We start from the raw sequence: 19,579 nt of genomic DNA, 5'->3' as shown, positions 1-19,579 counted from the left end.
CGCGTTGGTTTATCGCTGTGTTGTCCTTTCGTGAAAATGATCGCTCAGGGAAAATAAGGTGTTATTCCTGCTGAGCGGATTGTTCAATAATAAGCTTTTTAAGCGCTTCAACATTGGGGCCGAAAGCGTCACGCCGCCATACCAGCCAGGTGGAAACGGCCGCGATGTCGGGTGGTAATTCATGCATCTGAACGCGTGCGCCGGCGGGCAGCGATTCAAGGACGGCATAGGGGAGCATGGCTAATCCGGCTCCGCTGGCCACACAGGCAAGCATGGCATGGTATGAGTGGATTTCTATGATCGTGCCGGGTACAACGCCATCTTGTTTGAACCAGTTTTCGAGGGCCTTTCTGTAAGAACAGCTAGGACGAAAGGCAAACAGTGTCTCCTGGCTGGCATCCCGTGCATGGGCAATCGGTGAGTGCGCAGGGTCGGATATCAGCACTAATCGCTCCGTAAAACACGCACACCCATTTAACTCATCATAGACAACAGGGCCATCGACTAGCGCTGCTGCCAATGTTCCCGCCCGCACACGCTCGATAATCTCCCCTGATGTTCCGGTATTCAGGGATAAAGAGACATTGGGGTAACGTTGGTGGTAAGCCGCTAATAGTGTGGGTAAGCGGGTCGCCGCAGTGCTTTCTGTCGATCCTAACGCGAAATTACCAGCGGGCTCGCCAGTGCGCGTCATGCTAATCGCTTCCTCGCTAAGCGCCAGAATGCGTTGTGCATAACATAAAAAATTGTGACCAATCGGTGACAGACGCAGACGCTGTTTCTCACGGATAAACAAATCGGTGCCCAACTCCAGCTCTAACTGGCGTAGCCGCGTAGTCAGATTTGAAGGCACCCGATGAAGTTGCTCTGCGGCACGCGCGACGGAGCCCGTTTCGGCAACAAGACAGAACATACGGAGCTGGGTCAAATCCATGCCTTTCTCTTTTTGTAATGAACTATTGTATGATTATTCATTTTTTGTGAAGTGTAGCGGTAAGCTATGCATTTCGCAACTGGCTTACACCCTGCTGATGTGAAACAGCGCAAACCCTGCGGAGGGAAATGTGCTCTGCATGATGAAAATGACGGCCGTAATTATCATCAGGATTAATATCTAGGGGGAGAAAGAGAAGAAAGCGATAAAATGATCGCGGCCTAAATTAATAGCACCACAAGCAATGATTGCCGCGAAGAAGGACATATTTTCTAAGAAAGAGAGCAGAATGAAAAAATAAGAATAATCACAGAAAAATAAAATCATATTTCCCACTGATAAAACAGTTGGGGAGGGGGAATAAATAGATAATTAAAATAAACAGTTAAATGTATAAGTAAATGATTGTAACCAAGCAATAGCCAAAAACTATCATCATTCTTTTTTTTGATCGCATTTGTTGATGCGAAAGCGTAAAGTGCCCGCCCAAAGTGCCGATAATGATGATGAATGGTAGGAACATCTTATCGTTATTGTAAGGAAGAGTATCTTTTTGTCATTAAAGGAAAATAACTCTAACTAATGAGAGCCTCTGCTCTTCATTAAATGACGTAACACCCGGCGTATTTCCAATTAAAAATGTGCAGCCATGTTGCAGAAAGCGCAGAGGAAAATCGCCAGATAATTTATAGGAGTTTTCTGTGAACTTTTTAAAAAATATCACCATCAGGGCAATGCTTTTAACAATATTGGGGCTGTTTCTGATTGTATGGGGTGGAGCCTCTTTCTTTACTTCCACTTCATTAAGCAGCATGACCACGTTATTGGAATCCGGTGAAACTCAGCGTAAGAACGTAGAGATGCTGGTAAAAGGCAATGACCAGTATTTTCGTACGGTTACTCGTTTGTTGCGTTCGATGGATTTCCAGCAAACTGGCGAAACAGCGGAAGCAGAGAAAGTATTTACGTCCGCGACTGTGGCATTTAAAAATACGTCAGATCAACTGGCTGCGTTTAAAGCGGTTGGGCATGTCGGTGTTGATAAAGAAACGGCAGACAACATGATCGCCGCGTGGACTCGCCTGCTGGATAACGGGTTGACGCCGATGCTGAACGCCGCGCGTGATAATCGTCAGGAGGAATTCCGTCAGCTTTTCCGTACTGCGTACCCGCCGCTGAGCGTAGCGTTTGGCAGTAGCATGGATAAATATCAGACCGCGATTATTTCATCGTCAGAGACGTCAATGAGAGAGGTCTACGGTCTGGTTGACTGGAGTAACTATATCCTGCTGGGTGCTGCGATTCTTGGGTTGTTCATCCTGCTGTTGACGGATCGCTATCTGGTTCACTATCTGGTCAAGCCGTTGAATATGATCAAAGGATATTTTCAGGTGCTGGCTGCTGGACAGCTTGGCCACCCGATTGACGAGTTTGGTCGCAACTGTGCGGGACAGCTGATTCCTTACCTGAAAGAGATGCAGGGAAGCTTGGTTAATACCGTTTCCATTATCCGCGACAGTTCAGCATCGATTCATCAGGGCTCAAGCGAAATTAAAAGCGGCAACAACGACCTGTCCGCTCGTACCGAACAGCAGGCGGCCGCTCTGGAGCAGACGGCGGCCAGTATGGAAGAACTGAGTGCGACGGTGAAACAGAATGCCGATAACGTCCATCAGGCGACCAAGCTGGCGCAAGACGCTTCTGTTGCGGCGAAGAAAGGTGGCGACGTTACGGCTGATGTGATGGCGACGATGGCAAGTATTACGACCAGTTCGAAGAAAATTGCCGACATCACCAGCGTGATCAACGGCATCGCCTTCCAGACCAACATTTTGGCGCTGAATGCGGCGGTAGAAGCAGCCAGAGCCGGTGAACAAGGTCGCGGTTTTGCGGTGGTTGCGGGTGAAGTCCGTAATCTGGCACAGCGCAGTGCTCAGGCGGCGAAAGAAATTGAAAGCCTGATTACAGAATCGGTTCAACGCGTCAATATGGGTTCAAATCAGGTCACACAAACTGGTGAAGCGATGGATTCCATCATTTCCGCAATTACTCGTGTGAACGATCTGATGGGGGAAATTGCCTCGGCGTCGGATGAACAGAGTCGCGGTATTACCCAGATTGGTCAGGCAGTTACCGAGATGGATGGCGTCACGCAGCAGAACTCCGCACTGGTACAGGAATCTGCGGCGGCCGCGGCGTCGCTGGAAGATCAGGCTCGTCAGTTGACTGAAGCCGTATCGGTGTTCCAACTGGCGGCTACCGATGGGCATCGTCGTCCTCAGCAACGTTTGGCAGAGAAAGCGCCAACTGCGCAGAAGCCGATGTTACTCGCCGCCGCGGGCGGTAAGAAAGGCAACGCTAACGACAACTGGGAAACCTTCTGATCATTTCATGACAAACGGCGTCGGGACCGTGACAGCCGCAAAAGTCAGGTAATTTATCGTTAAAAGCACTGAGAATATTTTCTCAGTGCTTTTTTATTTATCGCTGAATAGGCGTTTTTCTGTACGTATTCTTTGACCCTCGTTATTACGCACAGACACACCCGCCGCGTTTGATAACTTGAATCTATTTCAACAATCATGACATACAATCGCTGGATAATCGTGACTCTCTCAACTAGAGTGTTGACGGCACTAGGGTCTGACTAAGACCGCGATAGATAGAGTTACACCTGCAGGAGAATAATAATGTCATCACTAAGTAAAGAAGCCGTTATGGTGCACGAAGCGTTGCTAGCTCGCGGTCTGGAAACGCCGCTGCGCGGGGCGTTGTTGGATCGAGATACGCGTAAGCAACGTATTGCCGAGCATATGACGGAAATTATGAATTTGCTGAGCCTCGATCTGAGCGATGACAGTCTGGCTGAAACACCGACGCGTATCGCCAAAATGTACGTTGATGAAATATTCTCTGGTTTGGATTACGCCAACTTCCCCAAAATCACCATCATTGAAAACAAAATGAAGGTCGATGAAATGGTTACCGTGCGGGATATCACGCTGACCAGTACCTGCGAACATCATTTCGTGACGATCGATGGGAAAGCGACGGTCGCGTACATTCCGAAAGATGGCGTCATCGGCTTATCGAAGCTTAACCGTATCGTCCAGTTTTTCTCGCAACGCCCTCAGGTGCAGGAGCGCTTAACGCAGCAGATCCTCGTTGCGCTACAAACGCTGTTGGGAACCAACAACGTTGCGGTCTCGATTGATGCGGTGCACTACTGCGTGAAGGCACGCGGTATTCGTGATGCGACCAGCGCCACGACTACGACATCGCTCGGCGGGTTGTTTAAGTCCAGCCAAAATACGCGTCAGGAATTTTTACGCGCGGTACGCCACCATAATTAAGCTCACCCTTATTGGCGATGATGAAGCAAATACACGTTGTCATCGCCAAATCGGTTATCTCCAATTCGGTAAGTCCCTTCGCTTTTTCCCCGTCTGTGCATACAATCGCTACTTCGATGATTTGAAAATGTAATTTGTATGCCTTCTCACACTATACCGTCTCCTCAATCGCCACCTTCGCGGATCGCTGCGCTGGATTTCGCGCGCGGCATCGCCATCCTGGGCATTTTACTGCTGAATATTACGGCGTTTGGCTTACCGCATGCGGCATACCTGAACCCAGCCTGGCAGGGACAAGCCACGTTATCTGATGCATTGACGTGGGCGGTGATGGATCTGCTTGCGCAGGCGAAATTTCTTACGCTGTTTTCCCTTCTTTTTGGTGCGAGCCTACAATTGCTGCTGTCGCGGGGGAAACGCTGGGTACACGCCCGGCTGTTTTGGCTGATGATCATCGGGTTAATTCATGCTATTTTTCTGTGGGATGGCGATATTTTGCTCGACTATGCGCTGATTGGGCTGGTGTGTTACGGCATGATTCGCCATGCGGAAAGCAGTCGGTTGTTAATGCGTACCGGGGCGGCTCTATATTTGGTAGGCATCGGCGTGCTGTTTGTCCTGAGCCAGATTCTGAGCCTGCAACCGGGGCGTTTCTGGTTACCGGGTATGGCGGATATCACCTATGAAGCCTACTGGCGCGCGTTAGGCGGATCGGTAGCGTGGGGGAACCGTGTCGATCTGCTGACGGAAAGTCTGCTATCGCTAGGGGTACAGTATGGCTGGCTGCTGGCGGGTTCCATGCTGCTGGGGGCTGGCTTGATGCGCAGTGGCTGGTTGAAAGGTGAGTTCAGTACCGCCCACTATCGCAAGATTGCCCTATGGCTGATTCCGCTAGGTGTGGCAATTAACAGTATTGGCGTAGTGGGTCAGTGGCTGGTGGGCTGGGAATATCGCTGGAGCGGCTTGTTATTGCAGATTCCGCGCGAGCTGAGTTCACCAGTACAGGCGGTGGGGTATCTTGCGCTGTGTTATGGCTTTTGGGCTACGCTGTGCCAATGGCGAATAATGTATTGGATTACGGATATCGGGCGTATGGCGTTAACCAACTATTTGTTGCAGACGCTGATTTGTGTGGGGCTGTTTAACCAGCTTGGCCTGTTTATGGCCTTCAGCCGCCTGGAACTGCTGGCACTGGTTCCCGCTATCTGGACCGTCAATTTGGTCTTTTCCCACTACTGGTTATGTTATTTCCGTCAAGGGCCGCTTGAATGGTTATGGCGTAAACTCACCAATGCAATAGGGAAAACGGCGTAGGGAATACGTTATTGTGTGGTCTTCTTCTCGTCCTGCTGCTTGGGGGCTGGCGCTGTTCTCATCAGCTGGTCAGGTTTAGCCTGACTAACTGGTGGAGTGAATACCTGTTCCGGCAAGACGGCAGGGTAGTCTGGCGCATCTTCTGGGATCTTATGTTCTGCTGGAATCGGCACCTGTGGTCCTAAAAAACGTGGCTCGCGTTTAAGAATATACAGATCGAACAGCGCACCCAGACGAGCACCAAATTCACGAATTCGCACGGTCATCATATTTTTTGGGGAAGGCACGGCGTAACACTGTGCCTGAATGCCGAGGTGCAACGCGATGAATAATGCTCGTTCACAGTGAAAACGCTGAGTGATGATGGTGAAATCGTTGGTATCAAACACCTTGCGTGTTCTGACGATGGAGTCCAGCGTGCGGAACCCCGCGTAGTCCAGCACGATATCTGAAGGTGGAACGCCTGCGGCGATCAAATCGCGGCGCATCGTCATCGGTTCATTGTAACTTTGTAGCGCGTTATCACCACTCAATAGCAGATAGCTGACTTTACCGCTGTTGTAAGCGTTAATCGTCCCTTGCATACGGAACAGGTAATACTGATTGATTACGCCAGTACGGTAGTATTTTGCGGTTCCCAATACCACACCAACCTGACGCTTCGGCAAGGTCTGAAGTTCATCATAAATAAAAGGCGCGGTTTTCCAACTGATCCAGCGATCGAGCGCAAAAGCAGAGAGCAGCAGCACGCCAATGAGGGCTAACAAACCGAATGTCAGGCGTTTCCACATGCTTATGCCTCGGGTAAGGCGAATAGACTCATCATGTCCCAAGGCTACTTTACCTGACAGGGGGACGCAAGACGCAGGCGAGAAACGGGAGGTTTATTGATTGAATTTTCAGCGTTCAGGAAGAGATGATGTGAAAATAAAATGCCAGCCTTTCGGGCAGAAAAGCTGGCGTGGTGAGAACACTAAACGCGGCTACCCCACAGATCGTATTCGTCTGCGTGCTCGATTTTTACTTTGACGATGTCACCAACTTTCACGTCAGTTTCACCGTTCAGGTAAACTGCGCCGTCAATTTCGGGGGCATCGGCCATGCTGCGGCCAATTGCACCTTCTTCATCGATTTCGTCGATCAGCACCAGCACTTCACGACCAATTTTGTCCTGCAAACGCTGGGTGGAGATCGCCTGCTGCAATTGCATGAAGCGGTGGAAACGTTCTTCTTTAACGTCTTCCGGCACCTGATCGGGCAATGCATTTGCCGACGCACCTTCGACCGGGCTGAATTTAAAACAGCCCACGCGGTCGAGTTTGGCTTCCTGTAGGAAATCGAGCAGCATCTGGAAATCTTCTTCCGTTTCGCCAGGAAAGCCGACAATAAAGGTAGAACGCAGCGTTAAGTCTGGGCAGATTTCACGCCAGCGCTTAATGCGTTCCAGCGTTCTTTCTACCGCGCCTGGACGTTTCATCAGTTTGAGAATCTTCGGGCTGGCGTGTTGGAGCGGGATATCCAGATAAGGCAGGATTTTACCTTCCGCCATTAATGGGATCACATCGTCTACGTGCGGGTAAGGGTAGACGTAGTGCAGACGCACCCACACGCCCAACGATGCCAGTTGTTCACACAGGCTGACCATACTGGTTTTGACCGGTTGTCCGTTCCAAAAGCCAGTGCGTTGCTTCACATCTGCGCCGTATGCCGAAGTATCCTGAGAAATCACCAGCAGTTCTTTTACGCCAGCATCAACCAAACGTTTCGCCTCATCCAGCACCGAACCAATCGGACGGCTATCGAGATCGCCACGCATGGAAGGGATGATGCAGAACGTACAGCGGTGGTTACAGCCTTCTGAGATTTTCAGATAGGCGTAATGGCGCGGCGTGAGTTTCACACCTTGCTCGGGAACCAGGCTGGTAAACGGGTTGTGCGTCGGTTTAGGGACATATTGATGGACGTGTGACAGCACTTGCTCGTAGCTGTGCGGACCGGTAATTTCCAGAACTTTTGGATGCACTTCGCGTATTTGGTTTTCTTTGGCACCCAGACAGCCCGTCACGATGACTTTGCCATTTTCATTCAGCGCTTCGCCGATGGCTTCCAGCGACTCTTGTACGGCGCTGTCAATAAAACCACAGGTATTGACGATCACCAGTTCAGCGTCGTCATAACGTGGCACGACCTGATAACCTTCAGTACGCAGTTCGGTCAGAATCCTCTCGGAGTCGACGAGGTTTTTCGGGCAACCGAGGGAAACAAAGCCGATACGTGGTTGTTGCATATTATTCGCTCACAAAATAAACAGAAAATAAAAACCGGAGGATTCTACACCATAGTTGATTGTCCTTACAGTCAGTGGTGTAAAACTCAGCATTTTATCACTGCGGCGAGGGTGCTTTCGTGGAAGGCGCTTCGTAAAGTGGCGCTAAATAGCAAATGCGCACAGAACGTTATGGTATATTTTTTCATCATTACCCATGAGTCAGGAGGCATGATGGTGCAGCGAATTAAAGTAGTGCGAAAGCATCAGCGCAAAAGCAAGATTGATGATAATCGGACCTTAATGCAGATCGGTGCCCGTGCCTCAAAGCAAGCGATCAAAGAAGCGTTGGATTCCGGTGTATCAATCGCTTATATCAAGGATGGGTGGCTGGTTAGTCAAGCACCTGATGGTACGCTCTCAGAAATTAAAGCCGTGGATGGTCAACCGCCAATTAAGCTTAGGGAGCTGCTTTGCCGAGCTTGAGATTGGTTGCGGGCCCGAATGGATCGGGCAAAACGACGTTAACTAAAGAATTGAGAGAAACGTACGCCCGTTCCGTTAGGGCAGTATCTTAACCCCGATGATATTGCAAAACATATTGATCTACCGGCATTGCTGGGGGAAACGGTCGATGAAGCGCTGCTGCAAGATGAATTAGCAGCCAGACTGGCACAGAAAATCTCTTTAGGTCTAAGAGATGACTGGATTCGCGATCGACTTTCTTTCACCTATGAATCCGTGATGAGTCACGAAAGCCATCTCGATTTTGTAAAGTCGGCGAGAAACAGTGGCTATAAACCCTATCTTTACTATGTTTGCACGTCAGATCCTGAACTCAATGAGGAGCGAATCACTCAGCGTGTTGCGTTAGGTGGACATAGTGTGCCAAAGGAAAAGGTCTTCGGGCGTTATCAGCGTAGCTTGAGGTATCTCTCCGGGATGATACAACTTTGCTATCGTGCCTATTTTTTCGATAATTCAACGACTAAGCTAACGTTTCTTGGTGAGGCTACGCCGGATGGCTTTCTTGATATCGTCGAGGAGTCGTTTGATAACGTGCAGCCTATGTGGTTGTACAAAAATGTGATGACGTCATGGGATGAAAACAAAATCAGAATGATTCAGCCGAGATAATCCCACTTATCATTTCCGCCGCTTTATCTTCTGGTTTCTCTGAATTTCTTCAATAAATGTAAACCTTGCCCCGTTTTTTTGCACAAACATCGCCTGCCACCTAAATTTACAGGACTTTTGTTGGATGGAGACAACGCTATGCCTGCTTGCTTGATGCCCCGCAATTCTGCTTCACACTCTGTGTTAAAACGATTTTCTGCTGCGCCACACTGGCTGCTGCTTAGCGCAACGTTGCTGTTTTCCAGCCAGCTATTAGCAGCGGAACCAAAGGTGACGGAATTACAGGATAAGCTGGATCACCCATGGTCATTAGCGTTTTTACCAGAAGAGCAGGGGATTCTGATTACAGAACGCGCCGGAAATTTACGCCTATGGAAAGCGGGCAGCGCGCTGTCTGCACCGATAACGGGCGTACCGAAGGTTTTCGCGAAATCACAGGGTGGATTACTGGAAGTCGCACTATCACCGGATTTTGCGCAGAATCGGCGCATCTACCTGAGTTTTGCTGAAGAAGGAAGTGATGGCAAAGCTGGCACCGCTGTCGGTTATGGCAAACTTTCCGCAGATAATAAGCGACTAGACAATTTCACGGTCTTCTTCCGTCAGGAACCGAAGCTGTCGACGGGCAACCATTTCGGCGGCAAGCTGGCCTTTGATCAACAAGGGCATCTGTTTATTGCACTGGGTGAAAACAACGAGCGCCCGACCGCACAGGATCTGGATAAGTTACAGGGCAAGATTGTCCGCCTGACAGCAGATGGCAAGGTGCCGTCCGATAACCCGTTTGTGAATACGCCTAACGCACGGCCGGAAATCTGGTCTTACGGGCACCGAAATCCACAGGGGTTAGCGATTAATCCATGGTCTGGCGTACTCTGGGAAAATGAGCATGGCCCGAAAGGCGGCGATGAAATCAACATCCCTAAAGCGGGTGAAAATTACGGCTGGCCGATCGCGACACACGGCATTAACTATTCCGGGCTGAAGATTCCAGAAGCGAAAGGAAAAGAGATCGCAGGGATGGTTAACCCTGATTTTTACTGGGAAAAATCACCGGGCATCAGTGGAATGGCGTTCTATAATAGCGAGCGTTTCCCGCAGTGGAAAAATTCAGTCTTTATCGGTGCGTTGGCAGAAAAGAACCTGATTCGTCTGACGCTTGATGGTGACAAAGTCGCGTCCCAAGAGCGCTTGCTGGGCGACCGCGGTGAACGCATCCGTGACGTAAGGTTGGGGCCGGATGGCTACCTCTACTTGCTGACCGATCACGATAACGGCAAGTTGCTGAAAGTCGGACTGGAGTAAAGCATCAGGCACCGCAAGGTGCCTGTTAGACCGTTACTTACCGCTCGACAGCCTTGGTATGCAAATTTTTAGGCTTAAGACAGCGGAATCATAACGTGCTTTTGATAAGCCGGGCGCTCGGTGAGTTGCTGATACCAACGTTCCAGATGAGGATGTGCCTGCCGTTCAATTGGCATATTCAACCAGCCGTAGACAACGCAGCCCAACGGAATATCGCCAACGCCAAACCGATCGCCGGATAGCCACGGCTGATTAGCCAGAACGGCATCGACAATACCGAGCAGCCGTTCGCATTCAACGACGCCTTTCTGTATCAACGCCATATCACGTTTTTCTGGCGCGATGCGTACCATATTAATGAACACCGGGCCGAAAGAAGCCGCAAGCGAGCTTGTCCAGTCCATCCACTTTTCGGCACCTGCTCGCTTGCCTGCATCGGCAAAGTACAGCGAATCTTGACCATATTGCGCTGCCAAATAACGCACGATGGTATTCGATTCCCACAGTACCAGATCGTCGTCCTGCAAGCAGGGAATAAGGCCATTAGGGTTCAGCGCCAGATAATCAGCATCATGGTTACGACCAAATTGTCCACCAACTGCTACATGTTGATAAGGCAGTGCAAGTTCTTCTGCACACCACAAGACTTTCTTTACGTTGGTCGAATTATCACGACCCCAAATCGTTACCATATCTACCTCTTTCTTCGTTAAGTCATGCACGGTTATCCGCGACCGCCGATGAGAATAATGATATGCCTTTTTAGTCTTTATGATTTAACTTGTCATTCTTAATAATGACAGCAAGTTACATTCAGACAGGAAAGTTACACAATGAAATTGACGCATTCTGTTCGTGCCGCGCTGGGTGTCACCCTGCTTGCTGCGGGCATGCAGTTGGCGATGGCTACCAGCGATCCGCAGACGATCACGTTTGGCGTGGCACCTGGTCCTTATGGCGACATGGTGAATCTGGCGATCAAACCTGAGCTGGTGAAAAAAGGCTACAAGGTCGTGGTGCGTGAATTCAGTGATTACGTTCAGCCCAATTTGGCGTTGGCCAACGGCAGCATCGATGCCAACCTTTTCCAGCATACGCTCTATTTAGAAAAATTTGCCGCTGATAAAGGGTTAAAAATTTCTCCACTGATTATCGTACCGACGGCCAGCATGGGCTTTTATTCGAAGAAGATAACATCGCTGGATGAGCTGAAAAAAGGGGACGTGGTCACGCTCTCTAATGATGCCACCAATCTGGCGCGTGGTCTGCGTTTCCTGCAATCGATGGGGTTGATTACGATTAAGGCTGATATCGATCCGACCAAAGCGTCTGAGAAAGATATTCTTGAGAATCCACGCGGGCTGGTTTTCAAACCGATGGAAGCGGCACAGCTGCCGCGTACGCTGGATAGCGTGACGGCATCGCTGGTGAACGGTAATTTTGCGCTGGCATCCGGCATGAAACTGTCATCGGCCATCAAGCTGGAAACGCTGGATGAGAACCTAAAAAATATTATTGCCGTGCGTACTGACGATCTCGATAAGCCATTTGTTAAAGATACCAAAGCGATTGTTGAATCACCTGCGTATGCTGCGGTGATCAACGATCCGGCATTGATGTATAGCCAGTTCCAGAAACCAGAGTGGATGCAGGCGAAAACGCCAGCGCCCGCACAGTAAAGCTTCAGGTTGTACAGAATATCCTTTGGCCGGTCTATGACCGGCTTTCTTCTTTTCCGCCCGGTCAGGAGTTTGCGGATAATGATTCAGTTAGAAGGGGTAAGCGTTGACTTCTCACACGGGAAGCAGCCAGAAAATCGTGCGGTAGACAACGTATCGCTGCACATCCAGCGCGGAGACATTTACGGTATTGTCGGCACCAGCGGCGCGGGGAAAAGTACGCTGCTGCGAACCATTAATCTCTTGCAGCGCCCGACGTCAGGGCGTGTGCGCGTCAACGATGTGCTCATCAGCGAGTTAGCTGGGCAGCCGCTGCGGGAACAGCGGCAAAAAATCGGCATGATCTTTCAGCATTTCAATTTGATGCAGACACGTACCGTGACAGAAAACGTCGCGTTCAGCCTGAAAGCCGCCGGGAAATCCAACGCGGAAATTTCTGTGCGCGTGCCGGAAATTCTGAATCTGGTCGGGCTGGCGGATAAAGCGTCATCCTATCCGGCTCAGCTCAGCGGTGGTCAGAAGCAGCGTGTGGGCATCGCCAGAGCGATTGCCAACGATCCCGAAGTTTTGCTGTGCGATGAGCCAACCTCGGCGCTCGATTTAGAAACATCAGCCGCGATTTTAGCATTACTGAAAGAGATTAATGAGAAACTGGGTATTACCATCGTGCTGATTTCTCATGAGATGAGCGTGATTAAGGCCGTCTGCGATCGGGTTGCGGTGATGACGGGAGGCCGGGTTGTGGAAGAGGGCGATGTATTCGATATCTTCGCTACGCCGCAGCACGCCTTTACACGTCAACTGGTGTCTCATACGCTGGATCTCGCGTTGCCGCCGCGTTTGTTGGTGGATTTGCAAGGCACATTATTGAAGATCCTGTTCGTTGGTGAATCGGCGGAGCAACCCGTGCTGTCGGACGTTGCGACGCGCTTCGGCGTATCCGTCAATATCCTGCACGGTAAGATCGAATACATCGGTAACCGTGCGTTAGGTATCCTCGTGGCACTATTGACCCACCCATCCGATCCCGGAAAAGTGGCGCAAGCCGTGGAGCATATTCAGATAAGAACGGCGAATGTGGAGGTGTTACATGGCTGATTTATGGATCGATCTGGTCGCGGCGTTCGGTGAAACGTTCCAGATGGTAGGGATCTCCACGCTGTTTGCCGTGATCGGTGGTTTACCGCTGGGGCTGCTGATTTACGTTACGGACAAGAATCTGTTCTGGCAAAACCGCGCCGTCTATCTGTTTGGCACGGTGTTGGTGAATATCATTCGTTCTATTCCCTTCGTTATTCTTCTGGTGCTGCTGTTGCCGCTTACGCAGATTTTGTTGGGTAATACCATTGGTCCAGTGGCCGCGGCGGTCCCGATGTCGGTCGCGGCGATCGCATTCTATGCCCGTCTGGTGGATAGCGCACTGCGTGAAATTGATCCCGGCATCGTGGAAGCAGCGGAAGCATTCGGTGCTAGCCCGATGCGTATTATCGGCACCGTGCTGCTGCCAGAGGCAAAAGCGGGACTACTGCGTGGTCTGACAATTACGTTGGTAAGCCTCATCGGCTATTCAGCGATGGCGGGCATTGTCGGCGGCGGCGGCGTGGGTGATTTGGCGATCCGCTTCGGTTATTACCGATACGAAACTGAGGTCATGGTGATTACCGTGATTGCGCTGGTTATTCTGGTGCAGGTGGTACAGACCTTAGGCGACTGGTTATCAAAACGTGCAGATAAGCGCGAACGCCGCTGAGGGTATTGTCATGCGAGGCACGAGGTAATAGTGAACTGCTATGGCTCCTCGTGCCATTTGCTATTTTTTGATGGTTTCGCCGCCCGTATTTTCAGATATTCCTTACTCTTTCCTAAGTCCCTTTTTTATCTGCATTTTTTTAGAAGCTTTCATATCTTTGACTATCTTTACAGAATGAACGGTTTTCATCTCAGGGATGACGCGTTACCTTTATATGTTACTAAAGTTTTCAAAAAATATTGAAAATTAAGAATTTTTAACGACTGATGGACATTGCGGCGAACTCATGAAAACAACTCCTTTCCTGACCAGACTCACGTCTTTCTCTGTAGGTACGGTATTGCTTGTTGGCTTGGTGCCATTTACCTATGCGGAACAGTTGCCTGCGGTGCCGCAGATTGACGCCAAAGCCTTTATCCTGATCGATCACCACAGCGGTAAAGTGCTGGCGGAGAGCAACGCCGATGAACGCCTTGATCCTGCCAGCCTGACCAAAATCATGGCGAGCTATGTGATTGGGCAGGCGATAAAATCCGGTAAAATTCGCCCGACGGATGAAGTGACCGTCGGAAAAGATGCCTGGGCAACCGGTAACCCAGCGCTGCGTGGATCGTCGCTGATGTTCCTTAAGCCGGGCGATCGCATTCCCGTTTCTGAGTTAAATAAAGGCATTGTCATTCAGTCAGGTAATGATGCCAGCATCGCGCTAGCGGATTATGTGGCGGGCAGTCAGGATGCGTTTGTCAGCCTGATGAACAATTATGCGAAAGCACTTAACCTGACAAATACGCATTTCCTTACCGTGCATGGTCTTGATGCGGTAGGGCAGTACAGCACCGCGCGCGATATGGCGCTGTTAGGGCAGGCGCTGATCCGAGATGTGCCAGAAGAGTACGCGTTGCACAAGGAAAAAGAGTTCACCTTCAATAACATTCGCCAGCCTAACCGTAACCGTCTGCTGTGGAGCACCAATCTGAATGTGGACGGCGTAAAAACAGGCCATACCAACGGGGCGGGACACAATCTGGTGGCATCGGCGACGGAAGGCAATATGCGCCTGATTTCTGTGGTGCTAGGGGCGCAAACGGATGCCATTCGTTTTCGTGAAAGCGAAAAGCTGCTCACATGGGGTTTCCGCTTTTTTGAAACGGTAACCCCTATCAAGGCGGATGCGCCTTTTACTACGCAACGGGTGTGGTTTGGCACGGAGAAAGAGGCACGGCTGGGTGTGGCGCAGGATGCCGCGCTGACCATCCCAAAAGGGCAGATGAAGAACCTAAAAGCCAGTTTCACGCTGAATCAACCGCAGCTTTCTGCACCGCTTACTAAGAATCAGGTGGTCGGCACCATCGATTTCCAACTGGACGGAAAAAGTATCGGACAGCGCCAACTGGTGGCGATGGATGATATCCCCGAGGCGGGTTTCTTTAGCCGCCTTTGGGATACGGTGATGATGAAGGTGCAACAGTGGTTCGGTGGGTTATTCAGTTAATCCCCTGAGTGGATGAACTGAATGCCGTTGTTGGAGAAATAGCGTAGGTACTGTTCGTCTGGGGCGCTGTTGGAAATGACCGTATCAAACAGCGTCATCGGGCCAATACAGGCACGCTTTATCTGACCGAACTTACTGCTATCTGCCACAATAATAATTCGCTGTGCAGTCGCCATCGCGCGTTGTTTCATGCCCAGTTCGGCAAAGTTAAAGCAGGTTGCTCCCGCGTTAAGCTCAATACCCGCCGCAGAAATAAACGCTGTATTCGGGCAGATGTTGTCCAGTTCGCTGCGCTGGTTGAGCGGGGTGAAGATCGCGTTATCTGGATGGTATTCCCCGCTGCATAAAATCACTCTACACGCCTTTTTTTCCTGTAGTGCTAAAAAGGTGTTCAGAGAGTAGCAGATCGCGGTAAAAGGTAGCTCATCAGGTATCGCATCAATGATGAAGGGAATGGTGGTGCCACAATCGAAAAAAACGGTATCGTTTACCTCGACCAGATGGGAAGCGGCGACACCGATAGCCTGCTTTTCTTTTACGTGTTTGGTCTGTTGGTCGGAAACAAAATAGTGAGTGGTGCCGTTATTCTTCAGATCGCTGACAACGTAACCACCGAGCAGCATCACGCTGGTGGAATCTGCATTCAGATCGCGGCGCACGGTCATCTCAGATACGCCGAGTAGCTGTGCGGCGTCTTTAAGATGGAGTTTATCGGTTTTCTTTAATGCCTGAGCCAGTCTGCCGATTCGTTCGTCGCGCCGCGTTTCCATAAAATTCCCTGCTAATAAGCTATTTTTGTTGTTAGTAGTTTCCTGCTGCGGCAGCATCACCTGAAACGATAGCAACGCCTGAACTCGTGCCGATACGGGTGGCACCAGCTTCAATCATGCGTTGTGCTGTTTGGCGATCGCGAACCGCGCCGGATGCTTTTACACCCATTTCACTGCCGACGGTGTTGCGCATCAGTCGAACATGTTCTTCACGCGCGCCGCCGGTACTGAAACCGGTAGAGGTTTTGACGAACGCGACATCCAACTGACGGCACATTTCACACACCTGCACAATTTGTTCGTCATCAAGCAGACAGGTTTCCAATATTACCTTCAACGGTATAGCGGCGCAAACCTCACGCACTGCCTGAATATCTGCTTTGACAGCGTCACTCTTGCCGCTTTTCAGCCAGCCGACGTTAATCACCATGTCGATTTCCTGAGCGCCGGCGTCAATGGCAGCCTTGGCTTCAAAAGCCTTGCTGGAAGTCAGACCTGCCCCAAGAGGAAAACCGATAACGGAGCACACGTGCACCGCCGATCCTTTCAGTTTCTCAGCGACTAAGGGAACGTAACCGGAATTAACACAGACGGCATAAAAATGATGTGCTATCGCTTCATCGCACAGCGTGATGATTTGCTGTTCTGTGGCATTGGCTGCCAGCAGTGTGTGGTCGATATAGCGTGCATAGTCAGTCATAGCGAATCCTTAGTGATGTCGATAAAAATCAGATGCGATGATTATGACACTCAATGCTTTTAATGTCACAAAAATAACAATGCAATTAAATTTTGTTATTTTGATAACAAAAAACGAAGTGAATGTGATACCAGATGGGGGGATATCGAGAAATAAGGAAGAGGTATACTCTAAATAATTCAAATTTTAGGACAAAACGTTAACGTTTTGAACAGTGCAACGCGCATGCGATTTGCAATATGACGAGTTAAGCAGAAAAGAAAACGCCCATCGTTCTTGAACCTCAAAGGCGGGAACGATGGGCTTCCTCAATAAGGGGAATCAAAGAAAAGCAGTGGCACTTATTCAGACTTTAAGGCAAAGAAAAAGTTCTGACCTTTTCGGAAAAAATTCACGATTTCTTACCTGTTTTTAGCCGGGTAATTCAGGCCAGATAACCACGATGAGTGAACCTGCTAATGTGAGTAGTACGTTAGCGATGGCATAGGTACCCGCATAGCCGAGCGCAGGGATGTTACTGCGCGCCGTATCGCTGATAATTTCCATCGCAGGTGCGCAGGTGCGTGCCCCCATCATGGCACCAAACAGCAGCGCGCGGTTCATTTTTAGTACATACGCGCCGAACAGAAAGCAAATCACCACAGGCACCAGGCTGACAATCAGTCCTGAAGCTAGCATCTGGATGCCGACTTCTCCCAGACTGCTGTTGATGGTGCTACCGGCACTCAGGCCGACACCCGCCATAAAGACCATCAGGCCAAATTCTTTGACCATATTGAGAGCCCCCTGCGGAATATAGCCAAAAGTAGGGTGATTGGCGCGCAGGAACCCCAGCATGATGCCTGCGAAAAGTAACCCGGCTGCATTACCAATGCCGAATGTGAAATTACTGAATTGGATGGTGATCAACCCGACCATTACGCCGATAACGAAAAAAGCGCAGAAAGCCAGCAGATCGGTGACCTGACTGTGGATAGAAATAAACCCGATTCTGTCAGCAATACTTTTCACCCGACGGGCGTCGCCGCTGACCTGCAAGACATCACCTTTATTTAGCACGACGTTATCGTCAATCGGCATTTCAATCTGGCTGCGGACGATACGGTTAAGGAAACAGCCGTGATCGGTCAGCTTCAACTGGCTCAGGCGCTTGCCGACGGCATTATGATTCTTGACGACGATCTCTTCCGTCACGATGCGCATGTCTAGCAAATCTCGGTCGAAAACTTCCTTACCATCACGGAAATTGGAGTTCAAACGGGAATGTGCATCGGGGTAGCCGACCAGCGCGATCTCGTCGCCGATTTGCAAGACGGCATCGCCGTCGGGATTGGCCAGAATTCCGTTACGCCGAATGCGCTCGATGTAGCAGCCCGTCTGACGATAAATTCCCAACTCGCGTAAATTCTTGCCGTCCGCCCAGTCGACTAACTCAGGTCCGACGCGATAGGCGCGAATCACTGGCAGATATACTTTTCTTTGGCTATCCGCATCCAACCCGCGTTCGCGAGCAATTTGCTGTGCGCTGGTGGGGAGATCCTGATGCTGGAGTTTAGGGAGATAGCGCGCACCAAAAATGAGGCTGACCAGCCCGACCAGATACGTCAGCGCATAGCCCAGGCTCAGGTGATCTTGCTCAATACCGAGTTGGCTCCCCAGACTGGCGGTATTACGCAACGTGTCGCCCGCACCGACCAAGACTGGCGTTGATGTCATGGAGCCGGCCAGCATTCCTGCGGTTAGGCCGATTCCCCAGCCAAAGAGTTTTCCTAAGCCCAATGCCAGTAACATAGCGCTACCGACCATCACCAGCGCGAGCATGAAATAATTTTTTCCGTCGCGGAAGAAAATGGAAAAGAAATTCGGCCCGGCTTCCACTCCCACACAAAAAATAAATAACATAAAACCGAGACTCAGCGCTTCGGTATTAATCGAGAAATGTTGTTGGCCGAGTAATAAAGAAACGACTAAAACGCCAATAGAATTACCGAGTTGTACTGGGCCGAAGCGCAACTTTCCCAGACAGAGTCCTAATGAAAGAACCACGAATAAAAGCAGGATGTAATTCCCGTTTAACAAATAAGCGACGTTTATATTCATGGAATGTAACTTGTTGTTTACCAGTAAGTTCTTGATGTTATTCATTATAGCGGCTAGATTTAGCCATGAAATACATGAATTCCCGTGACGGCATGCAATACACGTCAGCTGAAAGGAATCAGCCTCATCAAGTATAATTTATCCGATAAAAATTGTTCAGTGTAATTATTGTTTAATTTAATGATTATGGTGTCGCTGTTGATGAAATACGGCAGGTTATCGTCTACCTGTGCGTCGAATAAATCGTAGCGAAGCCTCATGTTTTTCATATCGGGGAATAGATACACCAATCATTTTTACCATACCGCATGTTTTCGGTATCGGGTTGATGCAGGTTGGGAGGCATATTGAGAGGGGCGGTTTATGGCACGAAATAAAGGTTGGGTCGGCGCGGTTTGTTGTTTTCTACTGTTCACCATTGTGTTTCTAAGTCAAAAAATTGAAGTATCGGATGCCGCAGTGAACGACGGACTGCGCGGTAGCCCAGGAATGTTACTCTTTCTGCTGCCGGGTATGATTGCCTGTCTTCTTTCTGCACGCGGCCGCTTGCTTTACCCGTTATTTGGTGCGCTGGCGGCGATGCCTGTATGTTTACTGATGCTCCATTTGTGGAATACGCCGATGCGTTCTTTTTGGCAAGAGCTGGCTTATGTGATGAGCGCGGCCTTTTGGTGCGTATTGGGTTCACTGGGTGTACTGTGCTTGCGTAGCCTATATCGACGCTATCTTCGCTGAGTAGACGCTGAACATGCTGCTATAAAATAAAAAAGCGCGGACGT

At 50.0% G+C, this 19,579-nt stretch carries 18 protein-coding genes; 11 read left to right on the top strand and 7 right to left on the bottom strand.

What is annotated here, in order from left to right:
* Positions 1-61: 61 nt before the first annotated feature.
* Positions 62-934 carry a putrescine utilization regulator PtrR gene (gene ptrR, locus EDI29_RS08035; protein WP_137740478.1) on the bottom strand — a complete coding sequence of 291 codons (873 nt, stop codon included), beginning with the start codon at positions 932-934 and terminating at the stop codon, positions 62-64.
* A 701-nt stretch (positions 935-1,635) separates the two neighbouring features.
* Here ptrR and EDI29_RS08030 point away from each other — a divergent pair.
* The 3 genes from EDI29_RS08030 to yeiB all read left to right on the top strand — a co-directional run bounded on the left by EDI29_RS08030 (position 1,636) and on the right by yeiB (position 5,601).
* A complete protein-coding gene (locus EDI29_RS08030) occupies positions 1,636-3,318 on the top strand; it encodes a methyl-accepting chemotaxis protein (protein ID WP_137740477.1) in 1,683 nt (560 codons plus the stop codon).
* A gap of 306 nt (positions 3,319-3,624) precedes the next feature.
* Positions 3,625-4,287 carry a GTP cyclohydrolase I FolE gene (gene folE, locus EDI29_RS08025; RefSeq protein ID WP_005967317.1) on the top strand — a complete coding sequence of 221 codons (663 nt, stop codon included), beginning with the start codon at positions 3,625-3,627 and terminating at the stop codon, positions 4,285-4,287.
* Positions 4,288-4,425: 138 nt separating this feature from the next.
* On the top strand, positions 4,426-5,601 hold the full coding sequence (gene yeiB / locus EDI29_RS08020) for a DUF418 domain-containing protein YeiB (protein WP_137740476.1): 1,176 nt from the start codon (positions 4,426-4,428) through the stop codon (positions 5,599-5,601).
* An 8-nt stretch (positions 5,602-5,609) separates the two neighbouring features.
* Here the strand turns inward: yeiB and sanA are convergent, their stop codons facing one another.
* Positions 5,610-6,392, bottom strand: coding sequence for an outer membrane permeability protein SanA (sanA, locus tag EDI29_RS08015; RefSeq protein WP_137740475.1), 783 nt, complete (start codon positions 6,390-6,392; stop codon positions 5,610-5,612).
* 182 nt (positions 6,393-6,574) lie between these two features.
* A complete protein-coding gene (gene rimO, locus EDI29_RS08010; RefSeq protein ID WP_107169793.1) occupies positions 6,575-7,888 on the bottom strand; it encodes a 30S ribosomal protein S12 methylthiotransferase RimO in 1,314 nt (437 codons plus the stop codon).
* Between rimO and EDI29_RS08005 the strand changes: the two genes are divergently transcribed.
* From EDI29_RS08005 to EDI29_RS07995, 3 genes are all read left to right on the top strand, one after another.
* Positions 7,880-8,353 (top strand): hypothetical protein, encoded by a 474-nt coding sequence (locus EDI29_RS08005; protein ID WP_137740474.1) that lies wholly within the window; start codon positions 7,880-7,882, stop codon positions 8,351-8,353. The two genes, rimO and EDI29_RS08005, sit on opposite strands and share 9 nt — an antisense overlap.
* Positions 8,354-8,482: 129 nt before the next feature.
* Positions 8,483-9,004, top strand: a complete 522-nt coding sequence (locus EDI29_RS08000) for an ATPase (protein WP_137740473.1) — start codon at positions 8,483-8,485, stop codon at positions 9,002-9,004.
* Positions 9,005-9,142: 138 nt separating this feature from the next.
* A complete protein-coding gene (locus tag EDI29_RS07995; RefSeq protein ID WP_137740472.1) occupies positions 9,143-10,309 on the top strand; it encodes a PQQ-dependent sugar dehydrogenase in 1,167 nt (388 codons plus the stop codon).
* A gap of 74 nt (positions 10,310-10,383) precedes the next feature.
* On the opposite strand, the gene EDI29_RS07990 is transcribed toward EDI29_RS07995, so the two are convergent.
* Positions 10,384-11,001: a glutathione S-transferase family protein gene (locus EDI29_RS07990; protein ID WP_137740471.1), complete on the bottom strand. Its 618-nt coding sequence runs from the start codon at positions 10,999-11,001 to the stop codon at positions 10,384-10,386.
* A gap of 141 nt (positions 11,002-11,142) precedes the next feature.
* Here EDI29_RS07990 and EDI29_RS07985 point away from each other — a divergent pair, with 141 nt between their 5' ends.
* The 4 genes from EDI29_RS07985 to EDI29_RS07970 all read left to right on the top strand — a co-directional run bounded on the left by EDI29_RS07985 (position 11,143) and on the right by EDI29_RS07970 (position 15,230).
* Entirely contained in the window at positions 11,143-11,988 is an 846-nt protein-coding gene (locus EDI29_RS07985) for a MetQ/NlpA family ABC transporter substrate-binding protein (protein ID WP_137740470.1), read from the top strand.
* Between the two features lie 81 nt (positions 11,989-12,069).
* Entirely contained in the window at positions 12,070-13,086 is a 1,017-nt protein-coding gene (locus EDI29_RS07980) for a methionine ABC transporter ATP-binding protein (RefSeq protein ID WP_137740469.1), read from the top strand.
* The gene (locus EDI29_RS07975) at positions 13,079-13,738 is read left to right on the top strand and encodes a methionine ABC transporter permease (RefSeq protein ID WP_107169787.1); all 660 of its coding nucleotides are present in this window, start codon (positions 13,079-13,081) and stop codon (positions 13,736-13,738) included. The genes EDI29_RS07980 and EDI29_RS07975 overlap by 8 nt, the downstream gene beginning before the upstream one ends.
* Positions 13,739-14,024: 286 nt before the next feature.
* Positions 14,025-15,230, top strand: a complete 1,206-nt coding sequence (locus EDI29_RS07970; protein ID WP_137740468.1) for a serine hydrolase — start codon at positions 14,025-14,027, stop codon at positions 15,228-15,230.
* Here EDI29_RS07970 and deoR read toward each other — a convergent pair.
* The 3 genes from deoR to EDI29_RS07955 all read right to left on the bottom strand — a co-directional run bounded on the left by deoR (position 15,227) and on the right by EDI29_RS07955 (position 18,800).
* Complete coding sequence (gene deoR, locus EDI29_RS07965) at positions 15,227-16,000, bottom strand: DNA-binding transcriptional repressor DeoR (protein ID WP_137740467.1); 774 nt, start codon at positions 15,998-16,000, stop codon at positions 15,227-15,229. The genes EDI29_RS07970 and deoR overlap by 4 nt on opposite strands.
* Before the next feature lie 31 nt (positions 16,001-16,031).
* Positions 16,032-16,700, bottom strand: a complete 669-nt coding sequence (deoC, locus tag EDI29_RS07960; RefSeq protein WP_137740466.1) for a deoxyribose-phosphate aldolase — start codon at positions 16,698-16,700, stop codon at positions 16,032-16,034.
* Positions 16,701-17,111: 411 nt separating this feature from the next.
* Entirely contained in the window at positions 17,112-18,800 is a 1,689-nt protein-coding gene (locus EDI29_RS07955; protein ID WP_137740465.1) for an aspartate:alanine antiporter, read from the bottom strand.
* 363 nt (positions 18,801-19,163) lie between these two features.
* On the opposite strand from EDI29_RS07955, the gene EDI29_RS07950 reads away from it, so the two are divergent.
* On the top strand, positions 19,164-19,535 hold the full coding sequence (locus EDI29_RS07950) for an inner membrane protein YbjM (protein WP_107169783.1): 372 nt from the start codon (positions 19,164-19,166) through the stop codon (positions 19,533-19,535).
* Positions 19,536-19,579 lie beyond the last annotated feature (44 nt).

The sequence above is a fragment of the Pectobacterium polonicum genome, from assembly GCF_005497185.1.
In the GTDB taxonomy this organism is placed as follows: Bacteria; Pseudomonadota; Gammaproteobacteria; order Enterobacterales; family Enterobacteriaceae; genus Pectobacterium; species Pectobacterium polonicum.
The sequence above is the reverse complement of the archived record's forward strand: the minus strand, read 5'-3'. Positions and strand labels throughout refer to the sequence as shown.